The organism is Mycobacterium parmense (assembly GCF_010730575.1).
GTDB classification, from domain to species: domain Bacteria; phylum Actinomycetota; class Actinomycetes; order Mycobacteriales; family Mycobacteriaceae; genus Mycobacterium; species Mycobacterium parmense.
On sequence record NZ_AP022614.1, the window covers coordinates 1 to 20,128 of the forward strand.

A 20,128-nucleotide genomic window follows, 5' to 3' on the forward strand; every position below is an offset into this window, starting at 1 on the left:
CTGCGCGGGATCGCCGACGGAGTCGCCGAGCGGCGCGGCACGGTTGTTGACGGATTCCGACGTGCTGGTGGGAACCTCGGCCGGTGCGGCCGTCGCCGCGCAACTCGGCAGCGCCAGCACCCTCGACGCGCTGTTCGGCCGGCAGGTCGGCCAGGCGTCGGCCGAAATCGACTCCGGTGTCGACGTCGACACCATCACCGAGCTCTTCCTGGCGGCCTTGGCGGAACCCTGTGAGGGCGAAAACGAACCGGACCACATGCGGCGGCGGCTGCGGCGCATCGGCGGTCGCGACCCACGGTCCCCGCGCCGGTGCGCCGCGAGGTCATCGCGCGGCCTGCCCTCGCTCGACTGGCCCGCGCGGCCGCTGCGGCTCACCGCGATCGACGTCGACACCGGCGAGCTGGTCGTCTTCGACCGGGATTCGGGTGTCGACCTCGTCGACGCGGTGGCCGCGAGTTGCGCGGTGCCGGGGGCCTGGCCGCCGGTGGCCATCGGGGGCCGGCGCTACATGGACGGAGGGGTCGGCAGCAGCGTGAACCTGGGCGTGGCCGGTGACTGCGACGTCGCGGTGGTGCTCGTGCCCTCGGGCGTGGACGCGCCGGCGCCCTTCGGCGACGGGCCGGCCGCCGAGATTGCGGCGTTCGGCGGCTCGGCGTTCGCCGTGTTCGCCGACGGCGCCTCGCTGACGGCGTTCGGGGCCAACCCGCTCGACCCGCGCTGCCGCATCGCCTCGGCGACGGCCGGGCGCGAGCAGAACCGGCGCGAAGCCGCGGCCGTCGCCCGGTTCCTCGGGGTCTGACCGGCCTCGCTCAGCCCTCGATGGTGGGAGGGGCGGGCCGATCGGGCGCCCCGTCCAACGTGGCGCCCGCCTCGCCGCCCGCTTCGCCGCCCACCTCAAAGGCGTCCAGGGCCCGGTTTGCCAGAGCCCGGCCCACGTCGATCACCTCGAGCGCCCGGTGAAAATCCAGGCTCCTGCAGACCGAGCGCGGCACCTCGATGAGCAGGTCCGGCGGGTAGACCGCCAGCGTGTGGCGCGCCAGCGCCGCCTGGGCGATGTCGATGGTCCGGTTCATCACCTCGAAGCTGCCCAGTTTCGGGATTTCCGCGGCGCGCGCCAATTCGTCTTCGATCCGGTCGGGCGTAGCGGGTTCGGCGTCCGGATCGTCCGAGGCTTTCGGGTGTCGCGCCGAACCTGCTCAGCACGGCCCGCGCGGTGGGCCGGTCCAACAACGCCGAGGTGCTGCGCACCACGCGGTTGAGCCACTCGACGCCGGCACCGGGCTCGTCTTCGCGAGCGCCGATGGTCTCGCTGCCGCTCAGGCTCACGGCGATGGTCAGGTCGGCGTTCACCGCCGAAGGGGCCATCGGGGCGGGTCGAGGATGCCCGCCGTCGGCGAGCAGGCGCCCGTCGATCTCGTGCGGGGCGATCACCCCCGGTATCGCGATGGACGCGCGGATCGCCTCGTCGACGGGGCCGCGCTGGAACCACACCGACTTCCCCGCCAACAGGTCGGTCGCCACCGCCGTGTAGGGGATGGGCAGTTCCTCGATCGTGACCGGACCGAGGATGTCGCGGACCGCGTCCAGGATCTTTTCGGCCCGCATCACGCCGGCCGCGCTGATGGACAGGTCGAGCAGCCGCAGCACGGCGCGCTGCGTGAGGGACTTCGCCCAGTCGGCGAACTCGTCGAGAGACGCGGCCTCCAGCCACCGACCACCGCGCCCATCGACGAGCCGGAGATTCCCGCGATGCTGTAGTCGCGTTCCCGCAGCGCCTCGATGACCCCGATGTGGGCGTAGCCGCGGGCGCCGCCGCTGCCGAGCGCCAAGGCCACCGGGCGGCGCCGATCGGCGCGCCGCTGGTGACAGGTCCGCCGGCCATGCCATCATTCTGCGCGGCGAATCAGCCCGGCGTCTGGCGAGCCGACGTTTGAGTAGCCGTGATCGAATTACTAACCGCACTCGTCGGCGGCGGCCGCGCGCGGCCGTGATCACGGCGGCGGCGCCGGGGTCAGGTCCGCCCACCGGTGGTTCCACGTGCCCGGGGTGCCCGACGGCGCGGCCTGGACCATCGCCAGGTACGGCTCCAGCTGCGCCTGACCGGTCTTCGGCTGGGCATCCATCCACCCTTGCGGCGTGACACGCCTGGTAGTACTGCTCTTCCGTCGAATCCGCGGGCACGTCGACCCGGGTGGTCACCCCTCCGGGGGAAAGCCCGACGGCGCCCGGCGGCCCCCGGTCCGCCGCGGGCGGCCGTCGACGGCGCCGGCGAGGGCGCCGTCCCGGCGTTCTGGGGGCATGCGAGCAGCCCACGACCGGCCACAGACCTGCCACGAGAACAACCCGCCCCAAAGCAGGGGCCGATGAGCGGACGCACGTTCTCAATGTATGCAACACTGGCTGCCGTGATGGAGCGCTTCGGATTTTGCGAGTGTTGTCGGCCCTGACCCGCCGCCGCTTGCCCGACCCTTCCATCCTGGAGCCCTCGTCAAATGTCTCTGCCCGTCACCCATGACGCTGCCCTGCGCCCACGTTCCTTCGCGACGCCTTCCTCCGGTCCGACCCGGCTGCGGGTGCCCGACCTGCTGCACGCCACCGACCAAGCCGCCGACGACGTCCTCAGCGGACGCTGCGACCACCTGCTGCCCGAGGGTGGCCCGCGATCGCGGCGCTGGTTCACCCGCATCCACGGCGACGACGAGCTTGACGTCTGGCTGATCAGCTGGGTTCCCGGCCACGCCACTGAGCTGCACGACCACGGCGGCTCGCTGGGCGCGTTGACCGTCGTGTCCGGGTCGTTGGCCGAATTCCGCTGGGACGGAACGACTTTACGACGACGAAGGCTCGACGCGGGCGATCAGGCCGGGTTCCCGCTGGGCTGGGTGCACGACGTGGTGTGGTCGCCCCGGCCCGTGGCCGAGTCCGCCGCCGCGGCGACGGCGCCGGCGACGCTGAGTGTGCACGCCTACTCGCCGCCGCTGACCGCGATGTCGTACTACGAGATCACCGAGCGCAACAGGCTGCGCCGCCGGCGCCAGAACTGACCGACCAACCGGAAGGACCGTGATGAGCCGCATCGACCTGGTGCTCAGAGCCGCCCGGCGCCGCTACCGCCGGCTTCCCGCCGCCGAGGTGCCCGACGCGCTGCGGCGCGGCGCGGTCGTCGACATCCGGCCGCAGGCGCAGCGCTTCCGCGAGGGCGAGGTGCCCGGCGCCCTGGTGATCGAACGCAACGTCCTGGAATGGCGCTGCGACCCGACCAGCGACGCCCGCCTGCCCGAAGCCGTCGGCGACGACGTCGAGTGGGTGATCCTGTGCTCGGAGGGCTATACCTCCAGCCTGGCGGCGGCCGCGCTGCTGGACATCGGACTGGTCCGCGCCACCGACGTCATCGGCGGCTACCACGCGCTGGCCGGAGCCGGGGTGCTCGAGCAGCTCGGCGGCGGCTCCGTCGACCAGGGCCGGGCACCGGCGCACGCCGGCGCTCCGGCCGCCGCTGGATCTAGCCGCTGTTGGCGTGCAGCAGCGGCCGTAGCCTGTCGGTTTTCTCCTGCGTCCACCCCGGCGGGGACGGTACCGCCGCCCACCCGTCGGCGACGTCACCGACGTAGTGATGTCCGTGCCCGTCGGGCACGTCCACCGCGACGGCCATGTCGGCCGACACCTGCAGGAAGGTGACCACCGGGATCCAGCGGGTCTGCGGCAGCGTCGTAGCCCGCTTCTCCTTGAGCCAGTCCGGCTCCTTGAACAGCAGGTTGGGGGTCCACCAGGCGATCGGATCGGAAGCGTGCTGCAGGTACACCACCCGCGGGTGGTCCCATGGAGAGTTCGGACGGGTCAAATCGCTTGCGCGAGCGACGAACCGGACCGCCCTGCCGTCCTGGTAGATCGGCAGCCACTCCGGTGACCCGGCGTCGCGGGTGGCGGTCAGGTCGGTCCAGATGGTGTTGTTGAAGGTCGGACCGCTGAACAGCGCGCCGTCGGTGCGGGCGAGGACATTGTTGAGGCTCATGAAGGGCGCCTCGCCGCCGAAGGACCCGAGCTCTCGCCGAAGACGACGAGCTTGGGACGCCGGTTCTCGGGCATCTGCCGGATCAGCCTGTCGACCGCTTCGAAGAGGGCCTGCCCCGCGTGCCGGGCGTTCTCCTTGTCCACCAGGAACGACAGCCAGCTCGGCAGGAACGAGTACTGCATGCTCACGATGGCGGTGTCGCCGTTGTACATGTACTCCAGCGCCGAGGCCTCGGCCTCGTTGATCCAGCCGGTGCCGGTGGTGGTGCCCACCGCGACGACGGCCCGCTGCAGCCCTCGCGCTGCAGCTCCCGCGCCCAGTTCCGCGGTCTCGGTGATGCCGTGCGCGGAGTTCAGCCCGGCGTAGGCGCGGATCGGCTCGGTGGCAGGCGTCCCGTTGAAGGCGCTGAGCTGCGCGACGCTGGGACCCCTTCGATGAAGATGCGGCCCTCCCGCCCCAGAGTCCCACGACGCCAGCGACTGCGGGCCGAGCGCAGGGGCGTCAGGGGCCGCCGTTGCGGGGCTCATCTCGTCGTTCGCCGAGGCGAAGGTGTTGTTCATGATGCGCATCGCGAGCAGGCACGACACCGTTGAGCACCGTGATGGTGAGCGTGATCAGCACGACCACCACGATGGTCGCCGAGGGCGATCGGTGCGACCCGGTCGAGCTCACCGACCAGGAAGCGCACCAGCCAACGGATGAACTGGCCGATCTCGACCAGGGTGAACAGGATGACGAGCGACAAGACCCCGGCCAGCGGATGGTCGTACCACTTCAGGTGGGCGACGCCCATCAGGTCGCGCACGTCGTCCTGCCACGTGGAATCGGATCGCCATCACGACCATGCCGACCGCGCCGACGGGTATCAGCACCTTCCAGGCCCAGCGCGGGGCCGGCGGACTGGAGCTCCAACCCAGCATGTACCGGACCAGCCAGACCGAGAAGACGCCGATCCCGTAACCGATGGCGCCAGAGATGCCGCTGACCAGGCCCTGGAACAACGCGGCGCGGGGCGGCAACGAGGGCGTCATCGAAAACCACACGAACACAAGGCCGCCCGCAGTGCCGGTGAAGGTGTAGTGACGAACCCACCAGGGCTTGGCGGTCGCCGGTGGCCCGGCGCCTTCGGGAGCGTTCGCGGCCTGCGGCGCGGTCGCCGGCTCGGCCGTCCGGCCGGCGTGCGGTTCGGCGTCGGTGTCTGTCGCAGAACCCGGCTCGTCCATGCCAGGCGTCCTACCGGTGGGTGAAGTTGGGAGCGCGCTCGACGAACGCCGCCATGCCCTCGGATTGGTCCGCGGTCGCAAAGCCGAGTGGAACAGCCGGCGCTCGTACAGCAGCCCTTCCGCCAGAGTGGATTCGAATGCCCGGTTGACGGCCTCCTTGGCCATCCGGGCCGCCGAACGCGACATCTGCGAAATGGTGGTGGCCACCGCCATCGCCTCGCTGATCAAATCGTCGGCCGGCACCACCCGCGAGACCAGCCCGCTGCGCTCGGCCTCGGCGGCGTCGATGGTGCGGCCGGTCAGGATGAGGTCCATGGCCTTGGCCTTGCCGATGGCCCGGGTCAGCCGCTGCGAGCCGCCCATGCCCGGCAGCACACCGAGTTTGATCTCCGGCTGACCGAACTTCGCGGTGTCGGCAGCGATCAACAGGTCGCACATCATCGCGAGCTCGCAGCCCCCGCCCAGCGCGTGTCCGGCCACGGCGGCGATCGTGGGGGTGCGCACGGCCAGCTTCGCCCAGGGGCAAAAGTCGGCGCCGAACGCGTCGGCGAAGCTGAGGCCGGCCATCTCCTTGATGTCGGCCCCGGCGGCGAACGCCTTGGCCGAGCCGGTGATCACGATTGCTCCGATGTCGGATTCGTTGTCCAATTCGGTTGCGGCACAGGTGACTTCGTTCATCATCTGACTGTTGAGCGCGTTGAGCGCGTTGGGCCAGTTCAACGTGATGATGCCGACCCGGTGGTCGCGCTCGACGATGATCGTTTCGTAAGTCGCGTCTGTCGCAAACCGCCTTTCTAGAAACTCAAGTCGTCGTCGACCGGGGCGAAATACGCTTCCACGTCGGCCGCGCTGACCTCTGCCAGCTCCGCCGGCGACCACTTCGGATTGCGGTCCTTGTCAACCAGCTGCGCGCGGATGCCCTCCACCAGGTCGTGCGAGCGCAGCGACGCCGACGACACCCGATAGTCCTGCACCAGAACGTCTTCCAGCGTCTGCGCCTTGCCCGCGCGGCTCACCGCTTCCAGGGTGACCGACAGCGCGATGGGGATCGGGTCGCGATCAGGTCGGCGGCGTCGTTCGCCGGACGCGCGTCATGCCCGCGCAGCTCCGCGACGATGTCCTCGACGCTGTCGCCCGCGTAGCATTCGTCGATCCAGTCCCGTTGCGCGGCAAGCTCACTCGGCGGCGGTTCGACCGCGTGGCGAGGCCAGTGCGGCGTCCACGCCGTCGGCGACCACCGCCGCGGTGAACGCCTCGAGGTCGCCGTGCGGCACATAGTGGTCGGCGAACCCGAGCGCGATCGCGTCGGCGCCGGAGAACGGCGCCCCGGTCAGCGCGGCATGCAGCCCCAGCGCGCCGGGCGCCCGCGACAGCAGATAAGCTCCGCCGACGTCGGGGATGAACCCGATGCCCACCTCGGGCATCGCGACCTTCGAGGTGTCGGTCACCACCCGGGTGTTGCCGTGCGCGCTGACCCCGACGCCGCCGCCCATCACGATGCCGTCCATGAGGGCCACGTAAGGTTTCGCGAACCGGCCGATCTGGCCGTTCATCAGGTACTCGTCGCGCCAGAATCGCCGCGCCTCGGCCCCGTCCTTGCGGGCGCTGTGGTAGACCGCCACGACGTCGCCGCCCGCGCACAGCCCGCGCTCGCCGGCTCCGGAGACAACCACCGCGCGCACCGCGTCGTCGTCCGCCAGCGGGCCAGCACGTCACGCAGGAGGTCGACCATGTTCTGGTTGAGCGAGGTTGATCGCCCTGGGGCGGTTGAGCGTGATCAGGCCGACGTCGCCCTCGACGCGGGTCACGACTTCATCGGATTGGTCGCTCACGCCTTTACCCTCCCATCGCCGGCCCGTTCCCGACCTGCAATCTAGATCCTCTCTGGCGCAGCGGCGCCCGCGGGTAAGGTTTATGTTTGACCCGACGACGGCAGCAGAGATCCCGAACGGCCGGAAACGCCCGCAACCAGCGGCTGGGAACCCGGGCCGGCCGCCAATCGTTGAGCAGATGTTCGCGCAGCTAGAGCCAACAGTTTCAGCAAGAGGATCCGACGGTGCGGGAGACAAGCAACCCGGTATTTCGTTCACTGCCTAAGCAGCGGGGCGGATACGCGCAGTTCGGCACTGGCGCGCCCCCCGTGCAGGGGTACCAGACCAACCCCTATTCGGCGCCCTATCAGGCCCCCTACCAGGAGGCCCGCGAGGTCTCCCGGCCTCTCACCATCGACGACGTCGTCACCAAGACCGGCATCACGCTGGCCGTGCTGACGGCGACCGCCGCCGTCTCCTACTTCCTGGTGAAGTCGGACCTGGCGCTGGCCATGCCGCTGAGCCTGGTCGGGGCGCTCGGCGGCCTGGGCCTGGTGCTGATCGCGACCCTGGGCCGCAAGCAGGACAACCCGGGGATCGTGCTGAGCTACGCCGTCCTCGAGGGGATGTTCCTCGGCGCCATCTCGTTCGTGATGGCGAATTTCAGCGTGTCGTCGGCCAACGCCGGCATGTTGGTCGGCGAGGCCATCATGGGCACCATGGGCGTGTTCTTCGGCATGCTCGTCGTCTACAAGACCGGCGCCATCCGTGTCACACCCAAGTTCACCCGAATGCTGGTCGCTGCCATGTTCGGCGTGCTGGCCCTGATGCTCGGCAACTTCGTGCTCGCGATGTTCGGTGTCGGCGGCGGAACCGGCCTCGGACTGCGCAGCGGCGGACCGCTGGCCATCATCTTCTCGCTGGTGTGCATCGGCATCGCGGCGTTCAGCTTCCTGATCGACTTCGACGCCGCCGATCAGATGATCCGCGCCGGGGCGCCGGAGAGGGCGGCCTGGGGCATCGCGCTGGGGCTGACCGTGACCCTGGTATGGCTGTACATCGAGATCCTGCGTCTGCTGAGTTATCTGCAGAACGACTAGTCAGCCACGACGAAAAAGGCCGGCACTTCGGTGCCGGCCTTTTTCGTGGGCGTCGGCCGGGGGCGTCAGCTCAGCCGCTCGATCACCATCGCCATGCCCTGGCCGCCGCCGACACACATGGTCTCGAGGCCGAAGGTCTTGTCGTGGGTCTGCAGGTTGTTGATCAGCGTGGTGGCGATGCGCGCGCCGGTCATGCCGAACGGGTGGCCCAGCGCGATCGCCCCACCGGACACGTTCAGCTTCTCCTCGTCCATGCCCAGCTCTCGGGCCGAACCGAGCACCTGGACGGCGAAGGCCTCGTTGATCTCGTACAGGTCGATGTCGTTGATCGACATGCCGGCCCGCGCCAGCCTCAACTTCTTGACGCCTCGATCGGGCCCAGGCCCATGATCTCCGGCGACAGGCCGCTGACTCCGGTGGACACGATGCGCGCCAGCGGGGTCAGGCCGAGTTCCCTGGCCTTGGTGTCGCTGGTGATCACCAGCGCGGCGGCGCCGTCGTTGAGCGGGCAGGCGTTGCCCGCGGTGACGGTCCCGTTCGGCCGGAAGACGGGCTTGAGCTCGCTGACCTTCTCGTAGGTGGTTCCGGGCCGGGGGCCGTCGTCGGTGCTGACCGTGGTGCCGTCGGGCAGGGTCACCGGAACGATCTCGCGCTCGAAGAAGCCGCTCTTGATGGCCTCCTCGGCGCGGTTCTGGCTGCGCACGCCCCAGTGGTCCTGGTCCTCGCGGCTGATGCCGGTCATGATCGCGACGTTCTCGGCGGTCTGGCCCATCGCGATGTAGACGTCGGGCAGGTTCCCGTCGGCGCGCGGGTCGTGCCACTCGTCGGCGCCCTGGGCCGCCGCGGCCGAACGCTCCTGAGCCGGGTCGAACAGCGGGTTCTTGGTGTCCGGCCACGAATCGGAGTTGCCCTTGCCGAACCGCGACACCGTCTCCACCCCGGCGGAGATGAAGGCGTCGCCCTCGCCGGCCTTGATCGCGTGGAAGGCCATCCGGGTGGTCTGCAGCGACGACGAGCAATACCGGTTGACGGTGGTCCCGGGCAGGAAGTCGTACCCGAGCTCGACGGCGACCACGCGGGCCATGTTGAATCCGGATTCACCGCCGGGCAGTCCGCAGCCCAGGATCAGGTCGTCGATCTGATGCGGGTTGAGCGCGGGCACCTTGTCGAGCGCGGCGCGCACCATCTGGGCCGCCAGGTCGTCGGGCCGCATCGAGACCAGCGACCCCTTCATGGCGCGGCCGATCGGCGAGCGCGCGGTTGCGACGATGACGGCTTCGGGCATGGCGATTACCTCCAGTGGATGTGGGCTCGCGTCACCGGCGGGTGCTGCGCACGCCGCCGCGACGAGACGCGTCAAATCTAGTCGCTGCCCGGCGGCGAGCACGACGACGGGGCGGTCGCCTCGGGGGCGGGGCGCCGCCGCACCCCGGTCATCACGCCGGTTCGCGCCTGCCCGGGCCCCGGCGCGGGGTCGTCCGCGGCCGCCACCACCTCCGGCGTCGCGGACTCGACCTGCTCGCCCAGCGCGTCGCAGATTGCCGGCAGCAGGGCGTTGGCCGCCAACGCGTACGCGACGGCCGAGGGGTGATAGTTGTCGGCGGAGAACATCTGCTCGGGTGTGGCGCGAAACTGGTGCGCCAGCAACTGCGCCAGCGGCACCGGGATGCCGCCGGCCGCCCTGACCGCCGCGGCCTGCGCGCGGGCGAGCTGGCTTCCGCGGGCGTGCGCCAGCGAGCGCAGCGGCTGCGGGATGACGCTGATGACGCCGAGGTCCGGGCACGTGCCGACGACCACCAACGCCGCGGGCGCGCAGCTTGCAGCTCAACCCGAGACGTTGGGCCGACTGGCTGACGCCGTTGAGGGCCGTCACGTCGTTGGCGCCCACCATGATCACCGCGATGTCGGGCGGCGGACCGGCCACGAACATCGCGTCGACCTGCCCGCAGACGCCCCTCGAGGTGGCGCCGACGATGGCCTTGGTGCTCAGCCGCACGAGCCCGCCGGTCTGCTCGGCGAGGCCGCGGGCGATCAACACGCCCGGCACCTCCTCGGCGCTGGTGCAGCCGTATCCGGTGGCCGTCGAGTCGCCGAAGATCATCAGGTGCAAGTCGTAAGCCATGCCGCGCCGCCACCGCTGCACGGGCCCGCCGCCGCTGGTGTAGACACCGTCGGCGCGCGGCGGGGTCTCCCAGGACTTCGGGATCACGGTGCGCGCGTGCGTCGCCTGGCCCACAAGCAGATTGCGCGCCCCGAGATAGGCCGTACCTGTCGAGGCGAGTGCGCCCGCTGTGGCCAGGGCGATCGTCGAACGACGCGGCAGCCGGATGGTCACGAGAGACATTTTAGAACGGCCGAAAGCCGTGCGAGGGCGGCTCGTCAACAATGTGGTTACGTTGAGAATCAAAAGTGGTATCGAATCAGCTTCTTCAAATGTTCCACCAAGAAACGCCTGTCAAGCTAATTTCATGAGGTCGGCTCAACGCTTGGGGAACCGGGCATAACCAGACGTTGGCCGCCTCGTGTCACATGCTGTTTCGCACTACAAAGGCGTAGGAAGTGTTGAGCATGACCGCACCAGACAAGGTATCCGGCTCGCCCGGAATGCCCTTCGGCCACATGACATCCTGAGGAAGCGCAAGGCACAGGCGCGCAAATTCGCCATCAGCGACGGCGCTCCCGTCGAGGTTCTCGAGTCCGGGCCCAGCGTCGCCGCACGAGTCGCCACCGTGACCTCCCGGCTGACGATCCGGCCCGTCCTGTCCGTCGGCAGCCACGTCCCCAACCTGCCCTGGCCGTGGGGGCTCATCGACCTGGCCGCCCGGGTCCTGCTCCCGGTGTCCGCCACCGTCCGCGAGACGATCGCGCTGCCGCACGCGTCGGCGCAACTGGTGCGGGCGCCCGGGGTGCTGCCCGCCGACGGCACCCGCCGGGTGATTCTCTACCTGCACGGCGGCGCGTTCTTGACCTGCGGGGCCAACTCGCACGGCCGGCTGGTCGAAACCCTGTCGAAGTTCGCCGACTCACCCATCCTGGTGGTCAACTATCGCTTGCTGCCCAAGCATTCGGTGGGAATGGCCCTCGACGACTGTCACGACGCCTACCGGTGGCTGCGCGAGCGCGGCTACGAGCCCGACCAGATCGTGCTCGCCGGGGACTCCGCCGGCGGATATTTGGGGCTTACCCTCGCACAGCGCCTGCAGGAAGAAGGCGAGGAGCCCGCCGCGCTGGTGGCGATCTCGCCGCTGCTGCAGCTGGCCAAGGAATACAAACAGGCCCATCCCAACATCAAGACCGACGCGATGTTCTCCGCGAAGGCGTTCGACGCGCTCGGCGCGCTCGTCGCGGGCGCCGCCGGGAAAAACGTCGTCGACGGTAAGCCGGAAGAGATCTACGAGCCGCTGGAGCACATCAAACCGGGACTGCCGCGCACCCTGATCCACGTTTCGGGGTCCGAGGTCTTGCTGCACGACGCGCAGCTGGCCGCAACCAGGCTCGCGGCGGTGGGCGTGCCGGCCGAGGTGCGGGTCTGGCCCGGCCAGGTGCACGACTTCCAGCTGGCCGCCCCGATGCTGCCGGAGGCAATCCGTTCGCTGCGCCAGATCGGCGACTACATCCGCGAAGCCACGGATTAGGCAGCGCGTCAGCAGCCGGGCGCCAGACCGTCGTGCACCGGCCGAAACGGCCTGAGACGATGGACGCATGCGGATCGCGCAGCACATCAGTGAACTGATCGGCGGCACGCCGCTGGTCCGCCTGAACTCCGTCGTCCCCGACGGCGCCGGCATCGTGGCGGCCAAGGTCGAATATCTCAATCCCGGTGGCAGCTCGAAGGATCGGATCGCTTCGAGGATGATCGACGCCGCCGAAGCCGCCGGGTTGCTCAAGCCCGGCGGCACCATCGTGGAACCCACGTCCGGCAACACCGGCGTCGGCTTGCGCTGGTGGCTCAGCAGCGCGGCTACAAGTGTGTCTTCGTCTGCCCCGACAAGGTCGGCGAGGACAAGCGCAACGTGCTGCTCGCTTACGGCGCCGAGGTGGTCGTGTGCCCGACGGCGGTGCCGCCCGAGCACCCGGACAGCTACTACAGCGTCTCCGACAGGCTGACCGAGCAGATAAGCGGCGCCTGGAAGCCCGACCAGTACGCCAACCCCGAAGGACCGGCCAGCCACTACGCCAGCACCGGACCCGAGATCTGGGCCGACACCGACGGCAAGGTCACCCACTTCGTGGCCGGCATCGGCACAGGCGGGACGATCACCGGCGCGGGCCGCTACCTCAAGGAGGTCTCCGCCGATCGGCCGGGGGGAAGGGTGCGCATCGTGGGCGCCGACCCCGAGGGCTCGGTTTATTCGGGGGGCAGCGGGCGGCCCTACCTGGTCGAGGGCGTCGGCGAGGATTTCTGGCCGGCGGCCTACGACCGGACGGTGCCCGACGAGGTCATCGCGGTCTCCGACTCCGACTCTTTCGACATGACCAGGCGGCTGGCCCGCGAGGAAGCGATGCTGGTCGGCGGGTCCTGCGGGATGGCGGTGGTCGCGGCGCTGCGGGTTGCCGCCGCGGCCGGGCCCGAAGCGCTGGTGGTGGTCCTGCTGCCCGACGGCGGGCGCGGCTACATGGCGAAGATCTTCAACGACGCCTGGATGTCGTCGTACGGGTTCCTGCGGAGCCGCCTCGACGGGTCGGCCGAGCAGTCCACGGTCGGCGACGTGTTGCGCCGCAAATCGGGGGCGTTGCCGGATCTGGTGCACACCCACCCGTCCGAGACGGTGCGCGATGCCATCGGCATCCTGCGCGAGTACGGCGTGTCCCAGATGCCGGTGGTCGGCGCCGAACCGCCGGTGATGGCCGGTGAAGTCGCCGGCAGTGTCTCCGAACGCGAACTGCTCTCGGCCGTCTTCGAGGGCCGCGCGAAGCTGGCCGACGCCGTCGCGGAGCACATGAGCCCGCCGCTGCCGATGATCGGCGCCGGCGAGCTGGCCGCCGCCGCGGGCAAGGCGCTGCGCGACTGGGACGCGCTGATGGTGGTGGAGGGAGGCAAGCCGGTCGGGGTTCTCACCCGCTACGACCTGTTGGGCTTCCTCTCGGAGGGGCCCCGCGGAGTGACGGGCCGACGCTAGATCGGCGGCCGCTCGTGGTTGCGCCGGCACGGGCCGGCGCTCGGGTACTGTAATGCCCCGTTCGGCCGATCCGCGTGGATGGAGGGTTGCCCATGACCGATCAACCGCCGCCTGGTGGCGATTTCCCGCCGCCTGCGCCCTCGTCCGGGCCGTCCGGGCCGTCCGGGCCTTCCGGTGACCATGGGGCGCCGTCCGGCGGGCACGAGGTCCCCGCGCCGCCGTCCGGCGGCGGTTCCTATCCGCCGCCGCCCCCGCCGCCGCCGCCCGGCGGGTCCTACCCGCCGCCGCCACCTCCGTCCGGCGGGTACGCGCCGCCGCCTCCCGGACCGGCGATCCGCACCCTGCCGACGCAGGAGTACACGTCGTGGCTCACCCGGGTGCTGGCGTTCGTGATCGACATCCTCCCGTACGCCGTTCTGCACGGCATCGGCGCCGCGATCCTGTACTCCACCCAGCAGACAGCCTGCGTCACCGACATCACCCAGTACGCCGTCAACCAGTACTGCGCCACCGAGAACTCGACGTTGGGGCTGATCGCGCAGTGGCTGGCGTCTGTGTTGGGGCTGTTCTACCTGATCTGGAACTACGGCTACCGCCAGGGCACCACCGGGTCGAGCCTGGGCAAGTCGGTGATGAAGTTCAAGGTCGTCAGCGAGATCACCGGGCAACCCATCGGCTTCGGGAAGTCCGTCGTGCGCTTCCTCGCGCATTTCATCGACGCCGCCATCTGCTTCGTCGGGTTCCTCTTCCCGCTCTGGGACGCCAAGCGGCAGACGCTGGCCGACAAGATCATGTCGACGGTCTGTCTGCCGATCCCGCAAGGCTGACCGACGACCCGGGGCTGTCACTAGGCTGGCCGTCGATGAGCAACGATCGGCACCGCGAGTTCACCGGGCTGGCCACCAAGGCGATCCACGCCGGCTATCGGCCGGACCCGGCGACCGGGGCGGTCAACGCGCCGATATACGCGAGCAGCACTTTCGCCCAGGACGCCGTGGGGGTGCTGCGCGGCGGCTACGAGTACGCGCGGACCGGCAATCCCACGCGCGCGGCGCTGGAGGCCTCCCTGGCGGCCGTGGAGGAGGGCGCGTTCGCCCGCGCGTTCAGCGCCGGGATGGCCGCCACCGACTGCGCCCTGAGGGCGCTGCTGCGTCCCGGCGACCACCTGGTGATTCCCAACGACGCCTACGGCGGCACCTTCCGGCTGATCGACAAGGTGTTCACGCAGTGGAACGTCGGTTACACGCCGGTGGCGCTGTACGACCTCGACGCCGTCCGCGCGGCGATCACACCGCAAACCCGGCTCATCTGGGTCGAGACGCCCACCAACCCGCTGCTGTCCATCGCCGACATCGGCGCGCTCGCCGAGATCGGTGCGCAATCGCACGCAAAGGTGTTGGTGGACAACACGTTCGCCTCACCCGCGCTGCAGCAGCCGTTGACGCTGGGCGCCGACATCGTGCTGCACTCGACCACCAAGTACATCGGCGGACACTCCGATGTGGTGGGTGGCGCGCTGATCACCGACGACGAAGAGCTGGACGACGCCTTCGCTTTCCTGCAGAACGGGGCCGGCGCGGTGCCGGGCCCGTTCGACGCCTACCTCACCATGCGGGGGCTCAAGACGCTGGTGCTGCGGATGCAGCGGCACAGCGAAAACGCCTTGGCCGTAGCCGAATTCCTCGCCGGGCAATCCGCCGTCGACACCGTGCTGTATCCGGGCCTGCCCGGCCATCCGGGGCACGACGTCGCGGCCCGGCAGATGAGCGGATTCGGTGGGATGGTGTCAATACGCCTGCGCGGCGGCCGGGCGGCCGCTCAAAGCCTTTGCGCCAGAACCGAAGTGTTCATCCTGGCCGAATCGCTGGGTGGGGTGGAGTCGCTGATCGAGCATCCGAGCGCCATGACGCACGCGTCGGTCGCGGGTTCGCAACTTCAAGTACCCGACGACCTGGTGCGCCTGTCGGTCGGCATCGAAGACGTCGCCGATCTGCTCGGCGATCTCGAGCAGGCGCTGGCGTAGTCGCCGCGACTACGCGTGGTAGGGCTCCGCGCTGATCAGCGTGACCTCGACGGTGCTGCCGTTGGGCACGACATAGCTGCGGGTCTCGCCCACCTTGGCGTCGATCAGCGCCCCGCCCAGCGGCGAGTTGGGCGAGTAGACCTCGAGCTTGCCGTCGTTGACGCCTTCCTGGCGGGTGGCGATCAGGAACGTCTCGGTGTCGGACTTGTCGCCGTCGTAGTAGACCTTGACCACCGAACCGGGCAGCGCCACTCCGGACTGCTTGGGCGCCTCGCCGACCTTCGCGTTGTTCAGCAGGTCCTGCAGCTGGCGGATGCGCGCCTCCTGCTGACCCTGCTCCTCGCGGGCGGCGTGGTAGCCGCCGTTCTCGCGCAGGTCGCCCTCCTCGCGCCGGTCGTTGATCTCCGCGGCGATGACCGGACGATTCGCGATCAGCTGGTCGAGCTCGGCCTTGAGTCGGTCATGTGACTCCTGGGTCAGCCAGGTCACCTGAGTATCCGTCATCTCGTCGTGCTCCTCTTATTGTCGTTCCGCGCATCCGCGTGAGCTCTCGAACTCCGCCGCCGGAGTAACCGGGATTGTGCCCGCGTGCTGCGGTCCGTTGTTCTCACGGCCATTAATGCAGCAATACACGGTCCCAGCTGGAACCGTGCATTCATCCATGTTACCACCGCGCAAACAGATGATGACCCTGAAAATTCGCAGCTGAGCCTCCGCGGGACGGTCAGCCCGGGCGCAGGTAGCCGGGCACGTCGGTGCCGCAACCGTAGATATCGGCCATCACCGGAGGCTTGCTGGACTTGAGCGTCGTCGTCACCTGCACCGTGGATTCTCGGGACGGAGCGACCAATACCTCCCGCCTGCCCGTCTCTGCGCCGTCCTCGGACCGCACCCGGACGATGCAGTCCACCGGACGCGCCGGGTCGGATCGGGTCACGCTGATCGTTACCGACGCCGTCTGGGCGTCGATCACCCGGTAGCCGGCCAGTGACCCCGTGACGTCGCTGGTAGCCAGCCGCTGGTAGCCGATGACGGCGACCGCGACGCCCGCCGCGATCACCAGCGCGGACCCGACGATCACCAGGCGGTGCCGGGAGACGCGCGACAGCCGGGGCCGCCCGTAGCGGCTTTCGGGGCGTGGCGGAGGAATTTCGGTCATGCCTGGTACGTCTCGATTATCGGTGGGGTGGTGCCCGCCGACGTCATGCAGCGAACGGAACTGCAATTATAGGGTCTGATCCGGGTGATCAGCGGACCGACAAGGGGGCACGTGAGCAAGCTGCGGTTGATGGCGGTGCACGCCCACCCGGACGACGAATCCAGCAAGGGTGCCGCGACACTGGCCCGCTACGCCGACGAGGGCCATCGGGTCATGGTGGTGACGTTGACCGGTGGCGAGCGCGGCGACATTCTCAATCCGGCGATGGACCTGCCCGACGTGCGCGGGCACATCACCGAGATTCGCCGCGACGAGATGGCCAAGGCCGCCGCGATACTCGGCGTCGAGCACACGTGGCTCGGTTTCGTCGACTCCGGACTGCCCCAGGGCGACCCGCCGCCACCGCTGCCCGAGGGTTGTTTCGCGCTGGTGCCGCTGGAGGTCTCCGTCGAGGCCCTGGTTCGGGTGGTCCGGGAGTTCCGGCCGCACGTGATGACCACCTACGACGAGAACGGCGGCTATCCGCATCCCGATCACGTTCGCTGCCATCAGGTTTCGATCGGCGCGTTCGAGGCGGCCGGTGACTACCGGCGCTTTCCGGACGCCGGCGAGCCGTGGTCGGTGTCCAAGCTCTACTACAACCACGGGTTCCTGCGGGCGCGGATGCAGTTGCTGCACGACGAAGCCGTCAAGCACGGCCACGAGCCACCGTTCAAGAAGTGGCTCGAGCACTGGGACGCCGACCACGACCCGTTCGAATCGCGGGTGACGACGCGCGTGGAGTGCTCTGCGTATTTCGGCCAGCGCGACGACGCATTGCGGGCGCACGCCACCCAGATCGACCCGAACCACGACTTCTTCGCCGCCCCGATCGCCTGGCAGGAGCGGCTATGGCCGACCGAGGAGTTCGAGTTGGCCCGGTCACGCGTCCCGGTGCGACTGCCCGAGGACGACCTTTTCGCGGGATTGGAGGGCGACGAATGAACCACCTGCTCGCCTATGGCGCGGCCGTCTGGACCGGGTGGCAAGCCGACGCCGGCCCGCACAACAACGGGCCTGATTTCGGTAAGGCCAGCCCCATCGGGCTGCTGATCGTCGTGCTGCTGCTGATCGCCACGATGCTGCTGTTGCGATCCATGAACCGGCAGCTCAAGAAGGTACCCAAGTCCTTCGACCCCAAGCACCCGGAGGCCGATCAGGCGGCGGACGAGGGGACCGACGCCGTCGACCCCGACACGGAGGAGCCCCGTGGGTCGGCATAGCAAACCGGAGGCGGAGGCCGGCCAGTCCGGTTCGAACACCTTGGGGCAGGCGATCAGCCCGTATCTGCGTCAGCACGCCGGCAACCCGGTGCACTGGCAGCAATGGACACCGGAGGCGCTGGCCCAGGCCGTGGCGCGCGACGTGCCGATCCTGCTGTCCGTCGGCTACGCCGCCTGTCACTGGTGTCACGTCATGGCCCACGAGTCGTTCGAAGACGACGAGGTGGCCGCCGCGATGAACGCGGACTTCGTCTGCATCAAGGTCGACCGCGAGGAACGGCCGGACATCGACGCGATCTACATGAGCGCGACGGTGGCGTTGACCGGGCAGGGCGGCTGGCCGATGACCTGTTTTCTGACCCCCGACGGCAGGCCCTTCTTCTGCGGTACCTACTACCCGAAAGTCGACTTCTTGCAGCTGCTTTCGGCGGTCTCCTCCACCTGGCGGGAACGCCGCGGGGAGGTTGAGGAGGGGTCCGACCGCATCGCGGCGGAGCTGCGCAGGATGACGGCGGGGCTGCCCGGCGACGGCCCGGCCGTGACGGCGGCATTGTGTGACCACGCCGTCGCCAACGTGCTGGCCGACGAGGACGCGACGCACGGCGGCTTCGGTACCGCGCCCAAGTTCCCGGCGTCGACGGTGCTGGAGGCGCTGCTGCGCAACTACGAGCGCACCGGCTCCCGCGCCGTGCTGGAGACCATCTCGCGCACCGGAAACGCGATGGCCCGCGGCGGCATCTACGACCAGCTGGCCGGCGGCTTCGCCCGCTACAGCGTCGACAAGGCCTGGGTGGTACCGCATTTCGAGAAGATGCTCTACGACAACGCGCTGTTGTTGCGGACCTACGCGCACTGGGCGCGACGGACCGGGGACCCGTTGGCGCGCCGGATCGCCACGCAGACGGCACGATTCATGCTCGACGAGCTTTGCGTGGGGGGCATGTTCACGTCGTCGTTGGACGCCGACGCCGACGGCCGTGAGGGCTCGACCTATGTGTGGACGCCTCAGCAGCTGGCCGGGGCGCTGGGTGGCGTCGACGGACCCTGGGCGGCAAAGGTTTTCGGCGTCACCGAGTCCGGGACCTTCGAGCACGGGACCTCGGTGCTGCGGCTGCCCGCCGACCCGGACGACCCGCAGCGACTCGAACGCGTCCGGACCGCGCTGCTGGCCGCCCGGCGCGCGCGACCCCAGCCCGAACGGGACGACAAGGTCGTCACGTCGTGGAACGGCCTGGCGATCACCGCGCTCGCCGAGGCCTCCGTGGCGTTGGGGGAACCGGAGTTCGCCCGGGCCGCGCAGCGCTGCGCGACGGCGCTGCTGGAGCTGCACCTGGTCGGCGGCCGGCTGCGGCGCGCCAGCCTCGGGAAAGTGGTGGGCGACAGCGCCGCCATCCTGGAGGACTACGCGATGCTGGCGACCGGTTTGCTTTCGCTGTACCAGCTGACCGCCAGCGAGTCCTGGCTGACGGCGGCGGCCGGCCTGCTGGACGCCGCGCTGCGGCACTTCGTCGACCCCGAACGGCCCGGCCGCTGGTTCGACACCGCCGATGACGCCGAGGCGCTGGTGCTACGGCCCGCCGACACCCTGGACGGGGCGACCCCGTCGGGCGCGTCGTCGATCACCGAAGCGCTGCTGACGGCGGCGCACCTGGTCGCCGGCGACCGCGCGGACCTCTACCTGAGTGCCGCGCTCGAGTCGCTGAGCGCGCACTCGCTGCTGCTCGAGCGCGCGCCGCGCTCGGCCGTGCACTGGCTGGCGGTCGCGGAGTCCGCCGTCCGCGGGCCGCTGCAGGTCGCGGTGGTCTGCGATCCGTCGCGGTCGGCGCTGCTGGCCGACGCGCGCCGGCTGGCGCCCGGCGGGGCCATCGTGGTGGGCGGCGCGAGCGACTCGTCGGCGCTGCTGGTCGGGCGCGACCGGGTCGCCGACGCCGACGCCGCCTACGTCTGCCGCGGTCGCGTCTGCGATCTACCCGTAACCGGGGCAACCGAACTCGCCGCCGCGCTGGGCGTCCCGGGGTAGTAGCGTCTCGTCACATGCGCAACGCCGCCGACAGGGTCCAAGCAATCACCGACACGGTCAACCGCTACATCGAACTGGTCGCCAAGGGCAGCGCCGACGACCTGGTCGAGCTGTACGCCGACGACGCCACGGTCGAGGATCCGGTGGGGGGCGAGGTGCACATCGGACGCCAGGCGATCCACGGCTTCTACTCCGCGGTCGACGGCGTGGCGCGCGAGTGCGAACTCGTCTCGTTGCGGGTCGCGGGCAACGAGGCGGCCTTCCTGTTCCGGCTGACCGTGACCGCGGGCGACCACCGGATGGTGATCGAGCCCATCGACGTCATGGTCTTCGACGACCGCGGCAAGGTCACCGCCATGAAGGCCTACTGGTCGGCGGCGAACGTCACCCAGGGGTAG

10 protein-coding genes and 12 pseudogenes are annotated in these 20,128 nt (G+C 69.9%); 12 read left to right on the forward strand and 10 right to left on the reverse strand.

Annotated elements, in window-relative coordinates:
• Positions 1 to 799: patatin-like phospholipase family protein (locus tag G6N48_RS00005; protein ID WP_163670755.1), on the forward strand; the 799-nt coding region annotated here is incomplete at its 5' end.
• Between the two features lie 10 nt (positions 800 to 809).
• Here the strand turns inward: G6N48_RS00005 and G6N48_RS00010 are convergent.
• Both G6N48_RS00010 and G6N48_RS00015 read right to left on the reverse strand, forming a co-directional pair.
• Positions 810 to 1,887: pseudogene (locus G6N48_RS00010) on the reverse strand (patatin-like phospholipase family protein).
• 65 nt (positions 1,888 to 1,952) lie between these two features.
• Positions 1,953 to 2,385 (reverse strand): annotated as a pseudogene (locus tag G6N48_RS00015) (lipoprotein LpqV).
• A gap of 107 nt (positions 2,386 to 2,492) precedes the next feature.
• On the opposite strand from G6N48_RS00015, the pseudogene G6N48_RS00020 reads away from it, so the two are divergent.
• Together G6N48_RS00020 and G6N48_RS00025 are read left to right on the forward strand one after the other, a co-directional pair.
• Positions 2,493 to 3,067: pseudogene (locus G6N48_RS00020) on the forward strand (cysteine dioxygenase).
• Positions 3,067 to 3,506 (forward strand): annotated as a pseudogene (locus G6N48_RS00025) (rhodanese-like domain-containing protein). The pseudogenes G6N48_RS00020 and G6N48_RS00025 overlap by 1 nt, the downstream one beginning before the upstream one ends.
• Here G6N48_RS00025 and G6N48_RS28850 read toward each other — a convergent pair.
• From G6N48_RS28850 to G6N48_RS00040, 4 pseudogenes are all read right to left on the reverse strand, one after another.
• Positions 3,503 to 4,581, reverse strand: a pseudogene (locus G6N48_RS28850) (alpha/beta-hydrolase family protein). The pseudogenes G6N48_RS00025 and G6N48_RS28850 overlap by 4 nt on opposite strands.
• A pseudogene (locus tag G6N48_RS28855) lies at positions 4,569 to 5,235 on the reverse strand (alpha/beta-hydrolase N-terminal domain-containing protein). Before G6N48_RS28855 ends, G6N48_RS28850 begins: the two co-directional pseudogenes overlap by 13 nt.
• A 10-nt stretch (positions 5,236 to 5,245) precedes the next feature.
• A pseudogene (locus tag G6N48_RS00035) lies at positions 5,246 to 5,994 on the reverse strand (enoyl-CoA hydratase).
• Between the two features lie 35 nt (positions 5,995 to 6,029).
• Positions 6,030 to 7,067 (reverse strand): annotated as a pseudogene (locus G6N48_RS00040) (enoyl-CoA hydratase/isomerase family protein).
• A gap of 224 nt (positions 7,068 to 7,291) precedes the next feature.
• On the opposite strand from G6N48_RS00040, the gene G6N48_RS00045 reads away from it, so the two are divergent.
• Positions 7,292 to 8,146, forward strand: coding sequence for a Bax inhibitor-1/YccA family protein (locus G6N48_RS00045; RefSeq protein WP_163670757.1), 855 nt, complete (start codon positions 7,292 to 7,294; stop codon positions 8,144 to 8,146).
• Positions 8,147 to 8,211: 65 nt separating this feature from the next.
• On the opposite strand, the pseudogene G6N48_RS00050 reads toward G6N48_RS00045, so the two are convergent.
• Together G6N48_RS00050 and G6N48_RS00055 are read right to left on the reverse strand one after the other, a co-directional pair.
• Positions 8,212 to 9,431 (reverse strand): annotated as a pseudogene (locus tag G6N48_RS00050) (acetyl-CoA C-acetyltransferase).
• 232 nt (positions 9,432 to 9,663) lie between these two features.
• A pseudogene (locus G6N48_RS00055) lies at positions 9,664 to 10,469 on the reverse strand (SGNH/GDSL hydrolase family protein); the annotation flags it as partial.
• A 245-nt stretch (positions 10,470 to 10,714) separates the two neighbouring features.
• On the opposite strand from G6N48_RS00055, the pseudogene G6N48_RS00060 reads away from it, so the two are divergent.
• The 4 genes and pseudogenes from G6N48_RS00060 to G6N48_RS00075 all read left to right on the forward strand — a co-directional run bounded on the left by G6N48_RS00060 (position 10,715) and on the right by G6N48_RS00075 (position 15,289).
• A pseudogene (locus G6N48_RS00060) lies at positions 10,715 to 11,781 on the forward strand (alpha/beta hydrolase).
• A 67-nt stretch (positions 11,782 to 11,848) separates the two neighbouring features.
• Positions 11,849 to 13,266: pseudogene (locus G6N48_RS00065) on the forward strand (cystathionine beta-synthase).
• A 92-nt stretch (positions 13,267 to 13,358) separates the two neighbouring features.
• The gene (locus G6N48_RS00070; RefSeq protein WP_085269412.1) at positions 13,359 to 14,093 is read left to right on the forward strand and encodes an RDD family protein; all 735 of its coding nucleotides are present in this window, start codon (positions 13,359 to 13,361) and stop codon (positions 14,091 to 14,093) included.
• A gap of 35 nt (positions 14,094 to 14,128) precedes the next feature.
• On the forward strand, positions 14,129 to 15,289 hold the full coding sequence (locus G6N48_RS00075; RefSeq protein ID WP_085269411.1) for a cystathionine gamma-synthase: 1,161 nt from the start codon (positions 14,129 to 14,131) through the stop codon (positions 15,287 to 15,289).
• Positions 15,290 to 15,298: 9 nt separating this feature from the next.
• Here the strand turns inward: G6N48_RS00075 and greA are convergent, their stop codons facing one another.
• A complete protein-coding gene (greA, locus tag G6N48_RS00080; protein ID WP_085269410.1) occupies positions 15,299 to 15,793 on the reverse strand; it encodes a transcription elongation factor GreA in 495 nt (164 codons plus the stop codon).
• A gap of 220 nt (positions 15,794 to 16,013) precedes the next feature.
• On the reverse strand, positions 16,014 to 16,448 hold the full coding sequence (locus tag G6N48_RS00085) for a DUF4307 domain-containing protein (protein ID WP_085269409.1): 435 nt from the start codon (positions 16,446 to 16,448) through the stop codon (positions 16,014 to 16,016).
• Between the two features lie 111 nt (positions 16,449 to 16,559).
• On the opposite strand from G6N48_RS00085, the gene mca reads away from it, so the two are divergent.
• Genes mca through G6N48_RS00105 form a run of 4 tightly spaced genes read left to right on the forward strand, consistent with a single transcriptional unit; the run spans position 16,560 to position 20,128 of the window.
• Positions 16,560 to 17,432, forward strand: a complete 873-nt coding sequence (gene mca, locus G6N48_RS00090) for a mycothiol conjugate amidase Mca (protein ID WP_085269408.1) — start codon at positions 16,560 to 16,562, stop codon at positions 17,430 to 17,432.
• Positions 17,429 to 17,710: a hypothetical protein gene (locus G6N48_RS00095; protein WP_085269407.1), complete on the forward strand. Its 282-nt coding sequence runs from the start codon at positions 17,429 to 17,431 to the stop codon at positions 17,708 to 17,710. Before mca ends, G6N48_RS00095 begins: the two co-directional genes overlap by 4 nt.
• Complete coding sequence (locus tag G6N48_RS00100) at positions 17,697 to 19,730, forward strand: thioredoxin domain-containing protein (RefSeq protein WP_085269406.1); 2,034 nt, start codon at positions 17,697 to 17,699, stop codon at positions 19,728 to 19,730. The genes G6N48_RS00095 and G6N48_RS00100 overlap by 14 nt, the downstream gene beginning before the upstream one ends.
• Before the next feature lie 14 nt (positions 19,731 to 19,744).
• Positions 19,745 to 20,128 (forward strand): nuclear transport factor 2 family protein, encoded by a 384-nt coding sequence (locus G6N48_RS00105; RefSeq protein ID WP_085269405.1) that lies wholly within the window; start codon positions 19,745 to 19,747, stop codon positions 20,126 to 20,128.